This window comes from Corallococcus sp. CA054B (assembly GCF_003611625.1).
In the GTDB taxonomy this organism is placed as follows: Bacteria; Myxococcota; Myxococcia; order Myxococcales; family Myxococcaceae; genus Corallococcus; species Corallococcus coralloides.
Window position 1 is genome coordinate 1 of the sequence record NZ_RAVY01000062.1, and the last position, 15,728, is coordinate 15,728.

Consider the following 15,728-nt stretch of genomic DNA (forward strand, 5'->3'; position numbering starts at 1 on the left):
CCTCCTGCCCCCGCCTCCGCCCCTCGACCTCGGGAAGCTCCTCAACCCTCGCCGCGCCGCCGTGGAGGAGGCCCTGGAGACGGGCAACGCGGTGCCCTTCACCAACACGGACGGGAAGACGGAGCAGGTCTCCGTCACGCAGCTCCCCCCTGGCTTCGCTGGTGGCGGTGACGACGTCTACGTCGTCACCGTGGGGGACGACCGGTTCACCGTGAGGGTCGAGGCGGGCGCCGACGTGGACGCGGAGGCCGTCCTCGCCCAGGTCATCGATTCGTACAGCGAGACGCCGGAGGACCTCCGGGGCTCGCTCGAGCGCGTCGTCATCGCGAAGGACGCGGATCCGGACGGAGCCGCCGCGCGGGCCGGAGACGGCACCATCACCTTCTATAACGGCGGGTCCTACGTGACGGACGACATCTTCCATCACGAGATCGGCCACCTCATCGGCCGGCAGGTGGAGAATGCCAACGACGGCATCCTGTCCGGCATCTTCGAGAAGCTCCGGGGCGAGCCGCCCCCCATCCCCGACGGCTGGGCGGAAGCCGCCGCCGCGGACGGCAACCACCTCAACGACTACACGGAGGACAGCTTCAACGACTCCGGCGTCTACACGGAGGACTTCGCGGAGGCCTGGTCCGAGTACATGCGCGCGCTCGACGGCGGCCCCGAGGCCCTGGCCGAATTCGAGCGGACGTATCCCGAGCGCTCGGAGATCCTCGAGGACATCTACCCGCCGCCGGCCTGAGCCCTCGCGCCCGTGTCGAGCCATCGCAGCGGCGTGTCCCGCCCCATGGCGATGAAGGGCGCCCAGTAGTGCGGATGGGGCTGCGCGATTCGCAGCTCCCGCATCGCCTCACGCAGCGCCGTGGCCAGGCCCTCACCACCGAGCAGGTGGCGATAGTAGGTCTCCATCAACGTGCGCGTCGTCGCGTCGTCCACCTTCCAGAGGCTCATCACCACCGTCTCCGCGCCCGCCACCAGGAAGGCCCGGCGCAGACCGTAGACGCCCTGGCCTCGCCGGACGGCGCCCCGGCCCGTGTCGCACGCGGACAGCACCACCAGCTGCGTGCCCCACAGGTCCAGCCCCGCCAGCTCCAGCGCCGTCACCAGCGCGCTGTCGGACGTGCTCTTCTGCTCCGTCTCTCCCGCGAGCAGCAGGCCGGAGCGCAGCAGCGGATCCGGCGGGCGCGCGGCCTGCGGATCCTCGCCCAGCGCTCCGAAGGTCGCGACGGCTCGCGCGTTCTCGGGCGCGACGGCGTCTTCCAGGAAGAAGCCGTGGGTCGCCAGGTGGAGGATGCCCGGCGTGCTCAGGTGCAGCAGCCGCTCCTTGGTCGCCTTCGGCCCCAGGAACAGCTGCGCCTGCGGAAACAGGCGCTGGATGGCCTCCGCCTCCTCACGCGAGCCCGGCAGCGGCACCGGCGCCCAGTCGCGCGCCACCAGGTCCTCGCGCCGCAGCGAAGGCGAACGCTCCGCCACCACGGGCGCGCCTCCCACGGAGGCTTGCAGCGTCGTGTTGAAGGCCGGATCCGCCAGCACCACCACCGAGGACGCGGGCCGCGGCTGCTGCGGCCGGGGCAACAGGTCCTTGCCGGACGTCACGTAGGTGAAGTCGTAGCTGTCCACCAGGTACTGCCGCCCGTCGTGCAGCGCCGCGAAGGGCACCAGCGCCAGCTGACCATCCGGTGAGAGGAAGAGGCGGCGGGCCTTCCCCAGCAGCGGGAGCAGCGGCTGGAACGCGAGCTGGTAGAGCGCGTGGGCGGAGTCCTCGAAGGCGGCGTCCCGGCGGGCCAGCGCGTCCCGCAGGCTGGAGGCCGCGGCTTCTATGGGCTCCGCGGGCCCCAGGTCCAACGCGCGGATGTCCCCGTCGGGCAGGAGCACCAACGCCAGACAGCGGAGGTGCGCCGTGCCCGTTCCCAGCACGAGGGGGCGGTCCTCGTAGGTGATGAACTCCACGAGCGCGCCATCATCCGGCAGGGCGCCAGCGACACGGTCGACGATGTCACCGGGCGCGGGCAGCGCGGCCAACGCGCGCAGCGGCGCGGAACGGCTGGCGAGCGTCGCCTCCAACGCATCGCCCTGCTCGGTCAGCGCCGTGAGCTGCCGCTGATAGGCGGACGGCGTGAGCGCGCCGAGCCCGTGCAGCGAGAGACTGGCCAGCTGGGTGCGCAGCTTGCGCAGCCGCTCGAAGGTGCCGCGCTCCTCCTCGCCCAGGCTCCGGTAGACCGCCCGGGAGATGTCCGCGGTCTCCTCCACGGAGCGGCCCTTGAGCAGCAACGCGGCGCTCAAGGCCAGACGCCGGACGTTGACGGAGTCCGGGTGCGTGCGCACGAGCGCGTAGAGCTGCTCCTCGTCCGTGCGCAGGTGCTGGAGGAAGCTGGCCAGCCGCGCCTCGGAGAACTCGAGCGCTTCGCGGCGCAGGCGCTGCTCGGAGACCCCGAAGGCGCGCGTGAACAAGGGCACCGCGTCATCCAGGCGGTGCTGCGCCAGCCGCAGGAGCGCCAGGTTGTTGAGCGACGCCGCGAGGTCCGGATGATTCCGGCCCAGCACGGCTTCACGAATGGCCAGCGCGCGCTCGTAGAGCGGCTCCGCCTGGCTGTACTTCCCCTGGTCCCGGTAGAGCGTGGCCAGGTTGTTGAGCGAGCCGGCGACGTCCGGATGCCGCTTGCCGAGCACCTCCTCCCAGATGGCCAGCGCGCGCTCATAGAGCGGCTCCGCCTGGCGGTACTTCCCCTGCTTCCGGTACAGCGTGGCCAGGTTGTTGAGCGAAGCCGCCACGTGCGGATGGTGCGTGCCGAACGCCTTCTCCCAGAGCCGGAACGCCCGCGCGTAGAGCGGCTCCGCCCGGTCGTACTTCCCCTGCGCCTGATAGAGCGTGGCCAGGTTGTTGAGCGCGGCGGCCAGGTCCGAAGGGCTGCCGTCCGTCGCTGCCTCACGGATGGCCAGCGCCCGCGCGTAGAGCGGCTCCGCGCGGTCGTACAGTCCCTGGTCCTGATAGAGATTGGCCAGGTTGTTGAGCGAGTCCGCGACCAGCGGATGCTTCTTGCCCAGCGCCTCCTCCCGGATGGAGAGCGCGCGCAGGCCCAGCGGCTCCGCCCGGCCGTACTGCCCCTGGTCCTGGTAGAGCGTGGCCAGCGTGTCGAGCGAGTCCGCGACCAGCGGATCCTCCTTGCCCAGCGCCGACTCACGCAGGGCGAGCGCCCGCACGTAGAGCGGCTCCGCCCGGCCATACAGCCCCTGCTCCCGGTAGAGCAGCGCCAGGTTGTTGAGCGAGTCCGCGACGGTGAGGTGGTGCTTGCCGAGCACCGTCTCCCGCAAATCCAACGCGCGCGAGTAGAGCGGCTCCGCGCGGCTGTAGAGCCCCTGCTGCTGGTAGAGATTGGCCAGGTTGTTGAGGGACTCGGCGAAGGCGGACTGGTTCTCGCTGAGGGTCACCTCCTGGCTGGCGAACGCGCCCATGCGGCGGCGCTTGTCCATGCTGAACAGGTTGTTCGTCCGCCGGGACATCGCGTGCCCATGGTCGTAGAAGCCCCCGGCCTGACGGTCCGTCTCCATGTTGGGGGAGGCAGCGAAGCCAAGCAGCCTGGCCACCGTGACGGACTTCGCCGCGTCGTCGTTCACCACCGCTTCCCGGATGGCCAGCGCGCGCTCGTGGACGACGCCCGCCCGGGTGAAGTCGCCCTGGAGGCGGTACACCTCTCCCAGCAGGTTCAGGCAGTAGGCCACGTCCGGATGCGAGCCCCCGAGCACGGCCTCCCGCAGCGCCAGGGCGCGCTCACCGGGCGCCACGGCCTCCGCGTACCGGCCCTCCTCGTAGAGCGTCGCGGACCGGTCATAGGCCTGGAGCGCCTCCGCCAGCCGCGGGTCCGAGGGCTCCCGCACCGCCGGCATGAGCGAGGCACATCCCAGTGCCATCATCACCATGCACCCGAGAACCCACCGCATGCCGACTCCTCCTGGGAACCGGGATGACCCCCATCCGGGCCCCCCTTCCCGACATAGAGGCAGGGACCCCAGGAATCATGCAGGAACGTGTGCGCGGAGCACTTCCTACTGCCCATACCCCCGGAATTGCTGGAACACGCGCTCCATTTCGGCGTCGTCCAGCACCACGGGCTCGCCAAGCTGGAGCGCGCGCCAATACATGGCCGCCAGCGTCTCCACCTCCACCGCCAGCTTCCAGGCCGCTGCCAGGTCCCCGCCCATGGCGACCATGCCGTGGTTGGCCAGCAGGCACGCCTTGCGGCCCTCCAGGGCCACCATCATGTGCCGCGCCAGCTCCGGCGTTCCAAACGTCGCGTACTCCGCGCACCGGATGTCCGTGCCGCCCGCCGCGGACACCATGTAGTGGAAGGCGGGGATGCCCCGGCGCAGGCACGCCAGCGTGGTGCTGAACATGCTGTGCGTGTGCAGCACCGCGCCCACCTCCGGCCGCGCCTGGAGGATGTCCCGGTGCAGCTGCCACTCGGTGGACGGCTTGCGGTGGCCCTCGTGGGAGCCGTCGAAGCGCATGAGGACCAGGTCCTCCGGCGTCATCGTCTCGTAGTTCATCCCGGACGGAGTGAGGAGGAAGCCGCCCTCCACCCGCTGGCTCAGGTTGCCGGACGTGCCCTGGTTCAGCCCGGACGTGTTCATCCGCCGCGAGGTGGCCACCATCGCCTCGCGCAAGTCCTGGTGCCCCCCCATCCCGCTCACTTCGCCGCGCTCCGCGGAGCGCGCCGCTCCGGGAAGAGGGACAGCATCCCCTCCTCCGTCGCCGGACACACGCCGCGCTCCGTGATGAGCGCCGTCACCAGCCGCGCGGGCGTCACGTCGAACGCGTAGTTCGCGGCGGGGCTCCCCGGCGGGGTGATCCGCACCGTGGCGATGTCCCCCGAAGGCAGCCGGCCCGTCACGTCGCTGAGCTCCGTGCCGTCGCGCTGCTCGATGGGGATCTCCTTAACGCCGTTCTGGAGGGTCCAGTCGATGGTGGGCGACGGCAGTGCCACGTAGAACGGCACGCCGTTGTCCTTCGCGGCCAGCGCCTTCAGGTACGTGCCAATCTTGTTCGCCACGTCCCCGCGCGCCGTCGTGCGGTCCGTCCCGACGATGCACAGGTCAACCTCCCCGTGCTGCATCAGATGGCCGCCGACGTTGTCCGCGATGACCGTGTGCGGGACGCCGTGCTGTCCCAGTTCCCACGCCGTCAGCACCGCGCCCTGGTTGCGAGGACGCGTCTCATCCACCCAGACGTGCAGGGGCAGGCCCGCGTCGTGCGCCAAGTACATGGGCGCCAGCGCCGTGCCCCAGTCCACCGTGGCCAGCCAGCCGGCGTTGCAGTGCGTGAGCACGTTGAGCCGCCCCTTGCGGCCCTTCTTGTCCCACGCCTCCTGGAACAGCTTCAGCGCGTGCTCGCCGATGGCGCGGTTGATGGCCACGTCCTCGTCGCACAGCGCCGCCGCGTGCCGGTACGCCGCCGCCACGCGCTCCGACGGCTTCAGCGGCGCGAGCACCTGGCGCATCCCATCCAGCGCCCAGTGCAGGTTCACCGCCGTGGGCCGCGTGGCCCGGAGCATGGTCAGCGCCTGCTCCAGCGCGCCGTCGGACGCGTCCTGGCGCATGGCCAGACACACGCCGTACGCCGCCGTGGCGCCGATGAGCGGCGCGCCGCGCACCAGCATGCTGCGGATGGCATGGCCCGCTTCGTCCGCCGTGGACAGCGTCACCTTCACGAACGCGTGCGGCAGGCGCGTCTGGTCGATGACGCCGACGCTCCAGCCGTCGGACTCGACCCAGATGGAGCGCATCGGAACGCCTTGGACTTTCATCGCCGTGTCTTCCTTGTTCCCGCGTTCAGCGCTTGAGGACGCGGCCCGCCACCGCGGAGAGCTTCTCCACCATGGCCGGGTCGCGCGCGTCGGGCGACGTCATGATGGCGTGCTCCAGCGCCGTCTGGCAGCCGGCGTGGCACGGGGCGGAGCGCTGGCCCACGAGCGGCGCGATGTTCTTCACCAGCCCGCGCGCCTTGCCCGCGTTGCCCAGCAGCACCGCGACCACCTGGTCCACCGTCACCGCGTCGTGGTCCGGATGCCAGCAGTCGTAATCCGTGACCATCGACACGCTCGCGTAGCAAATCTCCGCCTCACGGGCGAGCTTGGCCTCCGGCATGTTGGTCATGCCAATCACATCGCAGCCCCACTGCCGGTACAGCTTGCTCTCCGCCAGCGTGGAGAACTGCGGGCCCTCCATCACCAGGTACGTGCCGCCGCGTACGATCTTGATGTCCAGGCCTTCGCACGCGGCCATCACCGCGTCACCCAGGCGCGAGCACGTGGGCTTCGCCATGGACACGTGCGCCACCAGCCCCTGCGAGAAGAAGCTCTTCACGCGCGCGAAGGTGCGGTCCACGAACTGGTCCACCACCACGAAGGTGCCCGGCGGCAGGTCCTCCCGCAGGCTGCCCACCGCGGAGACGGAGAGGATGTCCGTCACGCCGCTGCGCTTGAGCGCGTCGATGTTCGCGCGGAAGTTCAGCTCCGACGGCGGAATCTTGTGCCCGCGCCCGTGACGCGGCAGGAACACCACCGGCTGGTCGCCGATGCGCCCGAAGCAGAACTCGTCCGACGTCTCACCGAACGGCGACGACACCCGGCGCCACGAGACATCCGTCAGGCCGTCAATCTGATACAGGCCGCTGCCGCCGATGATGCCCAGCACGGGCTTGTTGGAACTCGACATGGGGAGGGACTCTGCTCCTGGAAGAGGACTCAATTCAAGACACGTGCGCGAACGGGTCGAGCGACGTGAAGTCGTGGAACACCGGGTGCCCGTGACCCGGCGGCAGGGCCACCTCGCCCCGGTCCAGGGCCGCGGTGCGCAAGCCCGCCTGCTTCGCCGCGTCCAGCTCCGCCACGTTGTCGGAGAGGAACAGGATGTCGCCGGGCACAAGCTCCAGCGCCTGGGCAATCTTCGTGTACGACGGCGCCTCCACCTTGGGTCCGGTGGTGGTGTCGAAGTAGCCGGAGAACACCGGCGTCAGGTCGCCCTCCACGCTGTAGCCGAAGATGAGCTTCTGCGCGGCGATGCTGCCGGAGGAATAGACATACAGGCGCAAGCCCTTCGCGTGCCATTCCCGCAGGGCGCGGGCCGCGTCCGCGTGGACGTGGCCCTTGATTTCGCCGCGCGCGTAGCCGTCCGCCCAGATGAGCCCCTGGAGCGTCTTGAGCGGCGTGGCCTTGCGGTCCTCGTCCAGCCAGCGCTGGAGCAGCGCGACGGTGCCCACGTCGCCCAGTGCCGGCTCACCCGCGAGCGTGCGGGCGTCCGACAGGCACTGGCGCACGGCGGCCTGCTGCCCGTGCGTGGCGACGTACTCCGCCAGGTGCTTCCGGGCGAAGGGGAAGAGCACGTCCTTCACGAAGGCAATGGAGCTGGTGGTGCCTTCGATGTCCGTGACGACCGCCTTGGGGGCACTCACGGCGCGTACTTGGGGAAGCGCTCGGCGATGGTCTCGCCGGTGAAGTGGCCCACCCAGCCGTCCGGGCGGATGAAGAAGCGGATGGCGGCGAACCGGGGCGCGGCGCCCATGTCGAACCAGTGCTTCATGCCTTCCGGCACGCTGATGAGGTCCCCGCGCGTGCACTCCACCTGGAAGACCTTGTCGCCCGCGTGCAGGTAGAAGCAGCCGCTGCCCTCCACCATGATGCGCGACTCGTCCTCCGTGTGGGCGTGCTCGGAGAGGAACTTCGCGCGGGCGGCCTCCACGTTGGGAGCGTCCGGCTTGATGCGCGCCACGTCCACGGTGTTGTAGCCGTGGGCCTTCATCTCCGCGTCCACGATGTGCTTGTAGGCCGCGAGGACCTCTTCCTGGCCCGCGTCGTCCGGCAGGTCCACGGATGCGTTCACCCGCTCGAAGCGCACGCCCACGGGCTTCAGCTCGCGACGGATGTCCTCGGGTTCGGTGAAGACGCCCAGCGGCGCCTCCGGCTGGTGGTCGTTGTAGACGATCAGCTTGCTCATCGCCGCACCTTCATCTTCTCGAGTTCGTACGTCAGCAGGTGTTCCAGCGCCACCACGTGGCGGCGGGCCTCGGCCATGCTCCGGCCCCAGGTGTAGAGCCCGTGGCCGGCAATGAGATACGCGACCAGGTCCGTGCGTTTCGCGAGCATCGCGGTCACCTTGTCCGCGAGCCGGGGGATGTCCTGGTCGTTGGGGAAGATGGGGATGGACACCGCCGCCTCGTGCGTGCGCGTGTCGCCCAGGGCCTTGAGCAATTCGAAGTCCTGGAGCACCAGCTCGCCTTCCGCAAGCCGCAGGTTCGACAGGAGCGCGGCCACCACGGAGTGCGTGTGCAGCACGGCCCGAGCCTCCGGCCGGTCTCTGTAGAGCTGCAGGTGAAGGGGCGTCTCCGCGGACGAGCCCCTGGGCGGCGGCGCGTGGATGTCCGCGACCAGGATGTCCGCCTCCACGAGCTCGCCCTTGTCCACGCCGGAGCGGGTGACGGCGGCGGTGCGGGCATCCAGCCTGCGGGAGAAGTTGCCGCTGGTGGCGGGCACGAAGTTGCGCACGCTCAAGAAGCGGCCCACTTCGACGATTTCACGGGCCGCTTCGGACAGGGTCGCGGCAGGGGCCGGGTCGATGCTCATCCATCCCTCGGGGGAGCGTGAGGACGCGATGAAACATCGCGTTGATGACACGGAGCATAATCCGGCGCTCACCGGTAGGCGCAAGGGAACGCGACGCAGGACGTCATGCGTCCTGTCACTCCCGCCGGGCCGCTCAGGTCCCGTCGAGCGCGAACGTGGCCAGCCGCGCGAACTCCCGCTGACCGTCCCGCTCCAGCACGTCGTTGTGGCCCGCGCCCGGCACGGTCACCACGCGGGCCTGCGGGAAGCGCTGGCCCAGCGTGCGGCCCATGTCCACGGGGACCACTTCGTCCTGCTCGCCATGGATGATGAGGACGGGGATGGGGATGTCCCTGGCCTTGTCGAGCGACTGGTAGCGGTCGCGCATCAGCAGCGACGCGGGCAGGAAGGGCACGGTGCGCTGGCCCATGGCGACCATGGACGTGTACGGGGACACCAGCACCATGCGCGCACCGTATCCGCGCCGGGCCATCTCCACCGCGACGCCGGTGCCCAGGCTGCGCCCGCTGAGCACGACGTCCTCCGGCTTCACGCCCTGCTCGCGGAGGAACTGGAGCGCGGCCTCCGCGGACGCGTACAGGCCCGCCTCCGACGGGCTGCCCGGCGACGCGCCGTAGCCCGGGTACTCCACCGCGAGGAAGCCCAGCCCCGCGTCTCCCAGCGCCTGCCCCAGGCCCTGCTGCCACAGGAGCTGCTCGCCGTTGCCGTGGAAGTGCACCACGGTGGGGGCTCCCGGAGGCGCGGGCAGATAGAAGCGGTCCACGTTGAGGCCGGTGGCCAGCGGCACCACGCCGAAGCCGGGCTGGTCGCGCAGCTTCGCGGGCTCCGTGTGGGGCGCGGGATAGATGAGGGAGCGCTGCGCGGCGAAGGCGAGTGCGCACAGCGCGAGGTACAGCATGCCGGTGACGAGGACGAAGGCCATGAGGAGGCGGCGGAGGCGTTGCACGCTGGCACTCCATCACACCGCGCGCCGCCCGGGCGACAGAAGGCTCAGTGCAGCAGCGCACCGAAGAGCGACATGCCCAGGTTCACCGCCGACGCGATGACCAGGCCCGCGCCCACCAGGCCCGCCGCCATGAGCGCCATGGGGTTGCGGTCCGCGGCGCGCAGGCCCTTGTGCAGGGTCTTCTTCAGCATCGTGCGCTGGCAGTGCACGTGGATGCGGCCCTCCAGCGCGGCCTGCAGCTGCGCCACCATGTCGTCCACGGACTCGAAGCGGTCCTTGGGGTCCTTGCTCATCCCCTTCTTCACGAACCACATCAACTCCGCGGGCACCGGGCCCTGCGCGCTGTTCTTGTGCATGGACCCCATGCTCAGCTCGCGCGTCTGCACCGCCGTCATGATGTCCGGCACCGCCTGGAGTCCCTCCAGGTAGTGCGACAGCGACAGGAGTTCGTGGAAGAGGACGGACAGGCTGTAGACGTCGCTGCGCGCGTCCATCGTGTCGTGCTCGCCGCGCGCCTGCTCCGGGGACATGTAGAGCGGCGTGCCCACCACGGAGCCCAGCTCCGTGTGCAGCGGCCGGGCCGAGTGCAGGTCCGTGGGCGCGCCCGCCGGGAGGGCCCTGGCGGCGGAAGCACCCACGCGGCGCGCGAGGCCCCAGTCCAGCACCGTCACCTCGCCGAAGGGGCCCACCATGATGTTCGCGGGCTTCAGGTCGCGGTGGATGAAGCCCTTGCCGTGCGCGTACGCCACCGCGTGCAGCACGCCCATGAAGATCTGCACCCGCACCTGGAACGGATAGCGCACCAGCGCGTCCAGCTCCGAGCGGCGCAGCCGGGCGATGATGGACTCCAGCGTCTCGCCCTTCAGGTGCTTCATCAGGAAGTAGTACCGGCCCTGCTCATCCACGCCCACGTCGTGCACGGGCGCGATGTTCGGGTGGTCCAGCATGCCCACCGTGCGGATCTCCTCCACGAAGCGCAGTACGCGGTCCAGGTCCGCGCCCGGGGGCAGCCGCTTGAGCGCGACCTCCCGCTCGATGTCGTGGTCGCGGATGAGCACCACCTCGCCCATCCCGCCCTGCCCCAGCGGGCGCACTTCCTCGAAGCGCTCGCGCTGTAGCGGAATCACGCTGGGTTGCTGGCCCTTCCACTCCACACGCGGCAGCACCGTGTTGCGCCGCTGGGTCGTGGACCCACCGGGCGCCAGCGTGGGCGCCAGCGCGGCGGCTCCCGAGTTCGGAGAAATGAGCGTGTTTTCCAGGCCGGCCGCGAGCGATTGACTCATGGGACGCCAGGAATAGCAGGCACTCCCCGCGCGCGCCCACTTACGCGCAGTCCATGACGCAACCGCCCGAAACCACTGGGGCGGCAAGCGGCCAGGCGTCACTCCTTGGGGGTGAAAGGCACGTCCAGCACCGGCAATTTCGTAGCGCCGGGCAGGTCGTAATGCCGGTGCCACCACGCCATCTGGTCATGGTGGCAGCCGGCGCTTTTCGACCTACTGGCCAGGAACGCTGTTCCCGAAGTTCGTGTCTCCCACGCGGAGTGCAGGGCCCGTCGGTTGAGGCAGGGGACCCGCAGGGGACTCTTCGCCAGAACGCGATTTCGTTCCGCCGGGAACATTGAAGGCGTCCGTCGCATGAACCCCGAACCCCTCGCCCTGGGCATCAGCCATGAGGCGAATGGGCTCGCTGGGCGGACCCTCGATCTGGAACGCGAGTTCGCGGCTGTAGGTACCTTGCTGAGCGTCAGCCGGAACCACCCAGGAGGAAGGACCCTCTACCACACGGACGCCTTTCGGTGACTGTACCTGCACCGTCAGGTCGATACCGAAAGCCGCCAGCTTGCGAATATCCGCGCGAAGCCGGAGCCGGTTCGCGCTCTGCTCAAGAAGGGTCCAGCGCACCACCGCAGGAGCCTGTGGGCTTGCCTCAACCGAAGGAGCCGCTTCTTTCGCAGGGACCTCCTTCGAGATGCGCGGCTGTCCTCCTCCAGAGCCTGGAGCGGCCACGTCAGGGTGGTGACAAGCGCCTAGGAACAACATCATCGTCGACACCAGCAATCCACGAAACACACGGCAAGCCATAGCAACCTCGGCGTTTGCAACGCCTACAGACGATAGAGAGCAAAACACTCAAACCTGTCAGGCATATCCACTAACCAGCGGTGCACACCCCGGAACTACAGACCTGGCCGGCACTACATGCTTCACAGGCGGTACCGGGCCCACCACACGCGGCTGCCTCAGTACCCACCAAGCAGACGCCCGCCCGGCAACAGCCAGAACAAGTACTACGGCAACTTGAGTCCAAGCAGATAGGAGCGTTGCTTGGATAGGGGTATGCAACCGCCGGCTCGGTTGCTGAATCCACCGCTTTCGACGGGAAGCCTTCACACACCATCGCATCCAAGAAGTCCGCCAACATGGGACGCGAAACACCCGTGTTTCTCACGTTGATTAACTGACCAGTCCCCCTATCCACGTCCCACGTATGACGCGTATAGCCTCGCGAAAAGGGAGCCGCGTTCAATTGCCGCGAACTCAAGGCGCGATCTATCGCCTGGGGGCCCCATGGACGCGACATCGAAAGCCGCCAGAGTATGGCTGAAACCTCATTTTCATCCATGGACTGTATCAGGCCCTTGCTCGGGGACGGACGCGACCAAGGAGGCTGCCCGGCAGAATAGGCACGCGCATCAAGGTTGAGCCAGAACATGGATCCACCCTGTTTGTCCACGTAGTAACTGTCGCTCCGCAAGTTGGAACTGAACCAAGTCGCGTAGCCCTCAGACCATGCTTGGCCAGGAAAGGTCGGAATTCCTATCGAGTGAGGTCCACCCTCCTCAGGGCTGGTTCCGTAACTCGCCATCGCCCAGTGGCCCAACTCATGTCCGGTAACCGAGTCCGCCCAATACTGTTGATTCACATCCGCAGAAATCCACATCTGCGCGAGGAATGGCAAATTGAACACACGCGCAGGCACTGGTGCGAAGCATGCTCCACAAGACCAACTCGTTCCGTACCCCAGCCAAACGACAAGCGGCAATCCAGGGCGTCCGTCGTAGCGCTGGCGCGCCACCGCATATGCGTATCGCAAATAATCATAGACCCGGACAGCGCCCGACCCCATTGACTCGGTGATCGTAAGCGTAGAGGAGGCAGTGATATTTGAAGTCCTGAATGCATAGGACCAGAGCGATGGATTTGGCTTATCCCCAAGAATCTCTTGCATCCCGGGCGCAGCATACCCTGGAGCAACAACAGCAAACGAAAGCGAATTGGCCCCGTCACTTGACGCAAGAGCAACGGCGACCATGTCCGATGCCTTGGGGGTTGTCGGAACATCAATGGTGAAGTCTCCATCGTTGCCCGCGACCGCCACGTCCAACAATTGCCCGTCCGCATAAGAAAGGACCAGCACACCAATGGCAGGTGCTTTCCAGAGCGGCCCCCAGTCTGTCCGCTGAGCATTGGGGCCGCGTGCCTCATAGGCCACCTTGGCGCTCAACGATTTCTTCGATATCGACGGAGCGCAAAAGCTACCCAGAACACTCGAATTGCACCCACCCGCGCAAGCCGTGGTCACCCACTTTCCGCTTGAGCAGGTTTCCAGGGCACCTGTGTTCCCACACTGGGATTCGCCCTCACGACACGCTCCGGCAAGTACGCACACCGCCTTCCCCTGCCGAATGGCACAACTTTCTCCGCGCTCACAGTCGTAGCCAATCAAGAGCGGCGAGGAGGCGCCGGTTGGCGTCACGCATGCCTCAATGCGTGTCGCCGAGGCACACCGCCCTGTATCCGGAATACCCTCACAAACAGAGACACCTGCATCCACTACCTGCGATCCTGAGTCAGGACTACCGGCATCCTCCGGCGTGATGCCTGCATCCTGACGCGGTGTCGGCGTCTCGCCCGGGTCGTCTGTTTCAGATGCTCCACATGCGCTAAGAAACAGCACTAGCGTCACCAACCACACTCGTAAGTGCATAGCCCCCCTCTGCCGGCCCGTGTACTCATTGGGGTCCGGTGAGTTATTGCCTCGGTTAAAGAGGCGGCAGGATTTAGCATTTTCCGCCCATTAATGAACAGAGGCGAAAATACCCCACCCACAGGGTTCGACAGGTGCGCCCATTGAGGGGCAAACCATGCGCCGGGCCTGCGGCCGACCCTCCACTGCCGTCAGCCAATAACTACTCGGCCGAGGTGAAGGGCACGTCCAGCACCGGCAATTTCGTAGCGCCGGGCAGGTCGTAATGCCACCACTCCATCCGGTTGCGCTGGAAGCCGGCGCCCTCCATGGCCTTGCGCAGCACCTCGCGGTGTTCACGCGAGGCTGCGGTGCCGCCGGTGTAGCCGTGGTGCGCCGCGGGGGTGAAGTCGTCGAAGGCGGTGGGCATCTCCACCTCCGCCCCGTCCTTCGTCACCAGGGTCAGGTCCACCGCCCCGCCCCGGTTGTGGTTGGAGCCCTTGCGCGGATTCGCTACGTAGCCGGGCTTTGGCAATATCTTCCACATCTCGTACTGCACCGCGCGCGGCCGGTAGCAGTCGTACACCTTCAGCCGGTAGCCCTGGGCGCGCAGCGCGTCCGCGGCCTTCGCCAGGCGCTTCACCGAGTCCGGCAACAACAGACACCGCGCGCCGTCCGGGTACACCTGCCGCTTGAGGAAGTTGTCCTTCGTCGCGTAGCGCAGGTCCAGCACCAGGTCCGGGATGACGGTGGTTGCGTCCACCAACTCTGTCTTCGGTGCGCTTCCGAGCAGCGCCAGCGTCAGCGTGAGGCCTGTCGCCGAGAGCATCAGCGCGCCCCGTCCGTGTACACGGTGGGGTCCGGCACGCCCGCTTCCTGGAAGCCCTTGGCGCGCAAGAGGCAGCTGTCGCAGCGGCCACACGCGCGGCCCTGGGCGTCCGGGTCGTAGCAGGAGTGCGTCATCCCGTAGTCCACGCCCAGCTTCACGCCGGCCTGGATGATCTGCGCCTTGGTGAGGCCGGAGAGCGGCGCGTGCACCTTGAAGGTCGCGCCCTCCACGCCCGCCTTGGTGGCCAGCTGGGCCATGGCCTCGAAGGAGCGGATGAACTCCGGGCGGCAATCCGGGTAGCCGCTGTAGTCCACCGCGTTGACGCCGATGTAGAGGTCCGTGGCGCCCACCACCTCCGCCAGGCCCAGCGCCATGGAGAGGAACAGCGCGTTGCGCGCGGGCACGTAGGTGACGGGGACGTCGTGGGACATGGCGTCCTCCGTGCGGTCCTTGGGCACGGGGATGTCGTCCGTGAGGGCGGAGCCGCCCACCTGCCGCAGGTCCACCGTCACCACGCGCACGTCGCGCACGCCCATGGTGGCCGCGACCTTCTTCGCCCGCTCCAGCTCCACCGAGTGGCGCTGTCCGTAGGCGATGGACAGGCACACCGGCTCGAAGCCGTCCGCCTTCGCCATCGCCAGGCACGTCGTTGAGTCCAGGCCTCCGGACAGGAGCACCACCGCACGCTTCGCCATTCCATCCTCCACTTCGGGGCGGCGCACGTTACACGACGGGGACTGGCCCCGGGTGCTTCAGTCGATGCGGTCGCCGCTCAACGTGTACACGGTGGTGCAGGTGGACGGGTTGCATTTGCAGCTCGCCCCCTTGCCCGGCAGGAAGATGTCCTGGAGCGTGCCGCACGCGAGCGACACGTCGTAGCCGTTCTCCGTGGGCGCGGGGATGTCGCCCTCCGGCACGCCGCCGTCCAGGCGCTTGCAGTCGCGGGCCACGTTGCGCGCCTGGCTGTCGCTCAGGAGCATCACGTTCATGGCCTCCTCGATTTCGGAGTCCTCGCAGCCGGTGCCGCACGAGTCGCGGCGCGCGATGGCGCGGTGGGTGGAGGACACGCTCTGGTCGGTGTAGCCCGCGTCGCGTGAGAAGCCCTGCACGGTGAAGAAGCCCGTGCCCGCGTCCGTGTCGCGGGAGAAGGTGCCCTCGAAGTAGAAGCTGCCCGCGTCGTCCAGCTGCGCGAAGTCGCGCGAGCCCGCGTCACACGTGGTGCGCGCCGCATCCAGCTTCGCCTGGAAGCGGAACGTCCCCATCACCTGGTCGCCCGGGTAGACGGGGTCGGAGAAACAGCCCACCGCCACGGCCAGGGCCGCCGCGGGGAAGAGCGCCACTGCCAGTCGCTTCAGGTGCATGACGC

Annotated in this window: 13 protein-coding genes; 1 reads left to right on the forward strand and 12 read right to left on the reverse strand. The window is 68.4% G+C overall.

What is annotated here, in order from left to right:
- Positions 1-745, forward strand: a 745-nt coding sequence (locus D7V80_RS41825; RefSeq protein WP_199738697.1) for a hypothetical protein, incomplete at its 5' end; no start/stop codon positions are given.
- Here the strand turns inward: D7V80_RS41825 and D7V80_RS17225 are convergent.
- The 12 genes from D7V80_RS17225 to D7V80_RS17285 all read right to left on the reverse strand — a co-directional run bounded on the left by D7V80_RS17225 (position 727) and on the right by D7V80_RS17285 (position 15,723).
- A complete protein-coding gene (locus D7V80_RS17225; RefSeq protein ID WP_120589198.1) occupies positions 727-3,942 on the reverse strand; it encodes a tetratricopeptide repeat protein in 3,216 nt (1,071 codons plus the stop codon). The genes D7V80_RS41825 and D7V80_RS17225 overlap by 19 nt on opposite strands.
- A 105-nt stretch (positions 3,943-4,047) precedes the next feature.
- The gene (locus tag D7V80_RS17230) at positions 4,048-4,692 is read right to left on the reverse strand and encodes a class II aldolase/adducin family protein (RefSeq protein ID WP_370452506.1); all 645 of its coding nucleotides are present in this window, start codon (positions 4,690-4,692) and stop codon (positions 4,048-4,050) included.
- The gene (gene mtnA, locus D7V80_RS17235) at positions 4,689-5,804 is read right to left on the reverse strand and encodes an S-methyl-5-thioribose-1-phosphate isomerase (protein ID WP_120589200.1); all 1,116 of its coding nucleotides are present in this window, start codon (positions 5,802-5,804) and stop codon (positions 4,689-4,691) included. Before mtnA ends, D7V80_RS17230 begins: the two co-directional genes overlap by 4 nt.
- Positions 5,805-5,829: 25 nt before the next feature.
- Positions 5,830-6,714, reverse strand: a complete 885-nt coding sequence (locus D7V80_RS17240; protein ID WP_120589201.1) for an S-methyl-5'-thioadenosine phosphorylase — start codon at positions 6,712-6,714, stop codon at positions 5,830-5,832.
- A 34-nt stretch (positions 6,715-6,748) separates the two neighbouring features.
- Positions 6,749-7,450 carry an acireductone synthase gene (mtnC, locus tag D7V80_RS17245; protein WP_120589202.1) on the reverse strand — a complete coding sequence of 234 codons (702 nt, stop codon included), beginning with the start codon at positions 7,448-7,450 and terminating at the stop codon, positions 6,749-6,751.
- Positions 7,447-7,992 carry an acireductone dioxygenase gene (locus D7V80_RS17250; RefSeq protein WP_120589203.1) on the reverse strand — a complete coding sequence of 182 codons (546 nt, stop codon included), beginning with the start codon at positions 7,990-7,992 and terminating at the stop codon, positions 7,447-7,449. Before D7V80_RS17250 ends, mtnC begins: the two co-directional genes overlap by 4 nt.
- On the reverse strand, positions 7,989-8,618 hold the full coding sequence (locus D7V80_RS17255; RefSeq protein ID WP_120589204.1) for a methylthioribulose 1-phosphate dehydratase: 630 nt from the start codon (positions 8,616-8,618) through the stop codon (positions 7,989-7,991). Before D7V80_RS17255 ends, D7V80_RS17250 begins: the two co-directional genes overlap by 4 nt.
- A gap of 133 nt (positions 8,619-8,751) precedes the next feature.
- Positions 8,752-9,564, reverse strand: a complete 813-nt coding sequence (locus D7V80_RS17260; RefSeq protein WP_120589205.1) for an alpha/beta hydrolase — start codon at positions 9,562-9,564, stop codon at positions 8,752-8,754.
- 44 nt (positions 9,565-9,608) lie between these two features.
- Entirely contained in the window at positions 9,609-10,847 is a 1,239-nt protein-coding gene (locus tag D7V80_RS17265) for a serine/threonine-protein kinase (protein ID WP_120589206.1), read from the reverse strand.
- Positions 10,848-13,756: 2,909 nt separating this feature from the next.
- Positions 13,757-14,362 (reverse strand): D-alanyl-D-alanine dipeptidase, encoded by a 606-nt coding sequence (ddpX, locus tag D7V80_RS17275; protein WP_120589208.1) that lies wholly within the window; start codon positions 14,360-14,362, stop codon positions 13,757-13,759.
- Positions 14,362-15,057, reverse strand: coding sequence for a 7-cyano-7-deazaguanine synthase QueC (gene queC / locus D7V80_RS17280; RefSeq protein ID WP_120589209.1), 696 nt, complete (start codon positions 15,055-15,057; stop codon positions 14,362-14,364). Before queC ends, ddpX begins: the two co-directional genes overlap by 1 nt.
- Before the next feature lie 57 nt (positions 15,058-15,114).
- Positions 15,115-15,723, reverse strand: a complete 609-nt coding sequence (locus D7V80_RS17285; protein ID WP_120589210.1) for a hypothetical protein — start codon at positions 15,721-15,723, stop codon at positions 15,115-15,117.
- Between the last annotated feature and the right edge of the window lie 5 nt (positions 15,724-15,728).

What these genes read in the sequence shown, in the direction of transcription:
- ddpX (WP_120589208.1), bottom strand. Translation starts at nt 14,362, where the DNA reads ATGCTCTCGGCGACAGGCCTCACGCTGACGCTGGCGCTGCTCGGAAGC.
- mtnA (WP_120589200.1), bottom strand. Translation starts at nt 5,804, where the DNA reads ATGAAAGTCCAAGGCGTTCCGATGCGCTCCATCTGGGTCGAGTCCGAC.
- D7V80_RS17255 (WP_120589204.1), bottom strand. Translation starts at nt 8,618, where the DNA reads ATGAGCATCGACCCGGCCCCTGCCGCGACCCTGTCCGAAGCGGCCCGT.
- D7V80_RS17225 (WP_120589198.1), bottom strand. Translation starts at nt 3,942, where the DNA reads ATGCGGTGGGTTCTCGGGTGCATGGTGATGATGGCACTGGGATGTGCC.
- D7V80_RS17250 (WP_120589203.1), bottom strand. Translation starts at nt 7,992, where the DNA reads ATGAGCAAGCTGATCGTCTACAACGACCACCAGCCGGAGGCGCCGCTG.
- D7V80_RS17240 (WP_120589201.1), bottom strand. Translation starts at nt 6,714, where the DNA reads ATGTCGAGTTCCAACAAGCCCGTGCTGGGCATCATCGGCGGCAGCGGC.
- D7V80_RS17285 (WP_120589210.1), bottom strand. Translation starts at nt 15,723, where the DNA reads ATGCACCTGAAGCGACTGGCAGTGGCGCTCTTCCCCGCGGCGGCCCTG.
- queC (WP_120589209.1), bottom strand. Translation starts at nt 15,057, where the DNA reads ATGGCGAAGCGTGCGGTGGTGCTCCTGTCCGGAGGCCTGGACTCAACG.
- D7V80_RS17265 (WP_120589206.1), bottom strand. Translation starts at nt 10,847, where the DNA reads ATGAGTCAATCGCTCGCGGCCGGCCTGGAAAACACGCTCATTTCTCCG.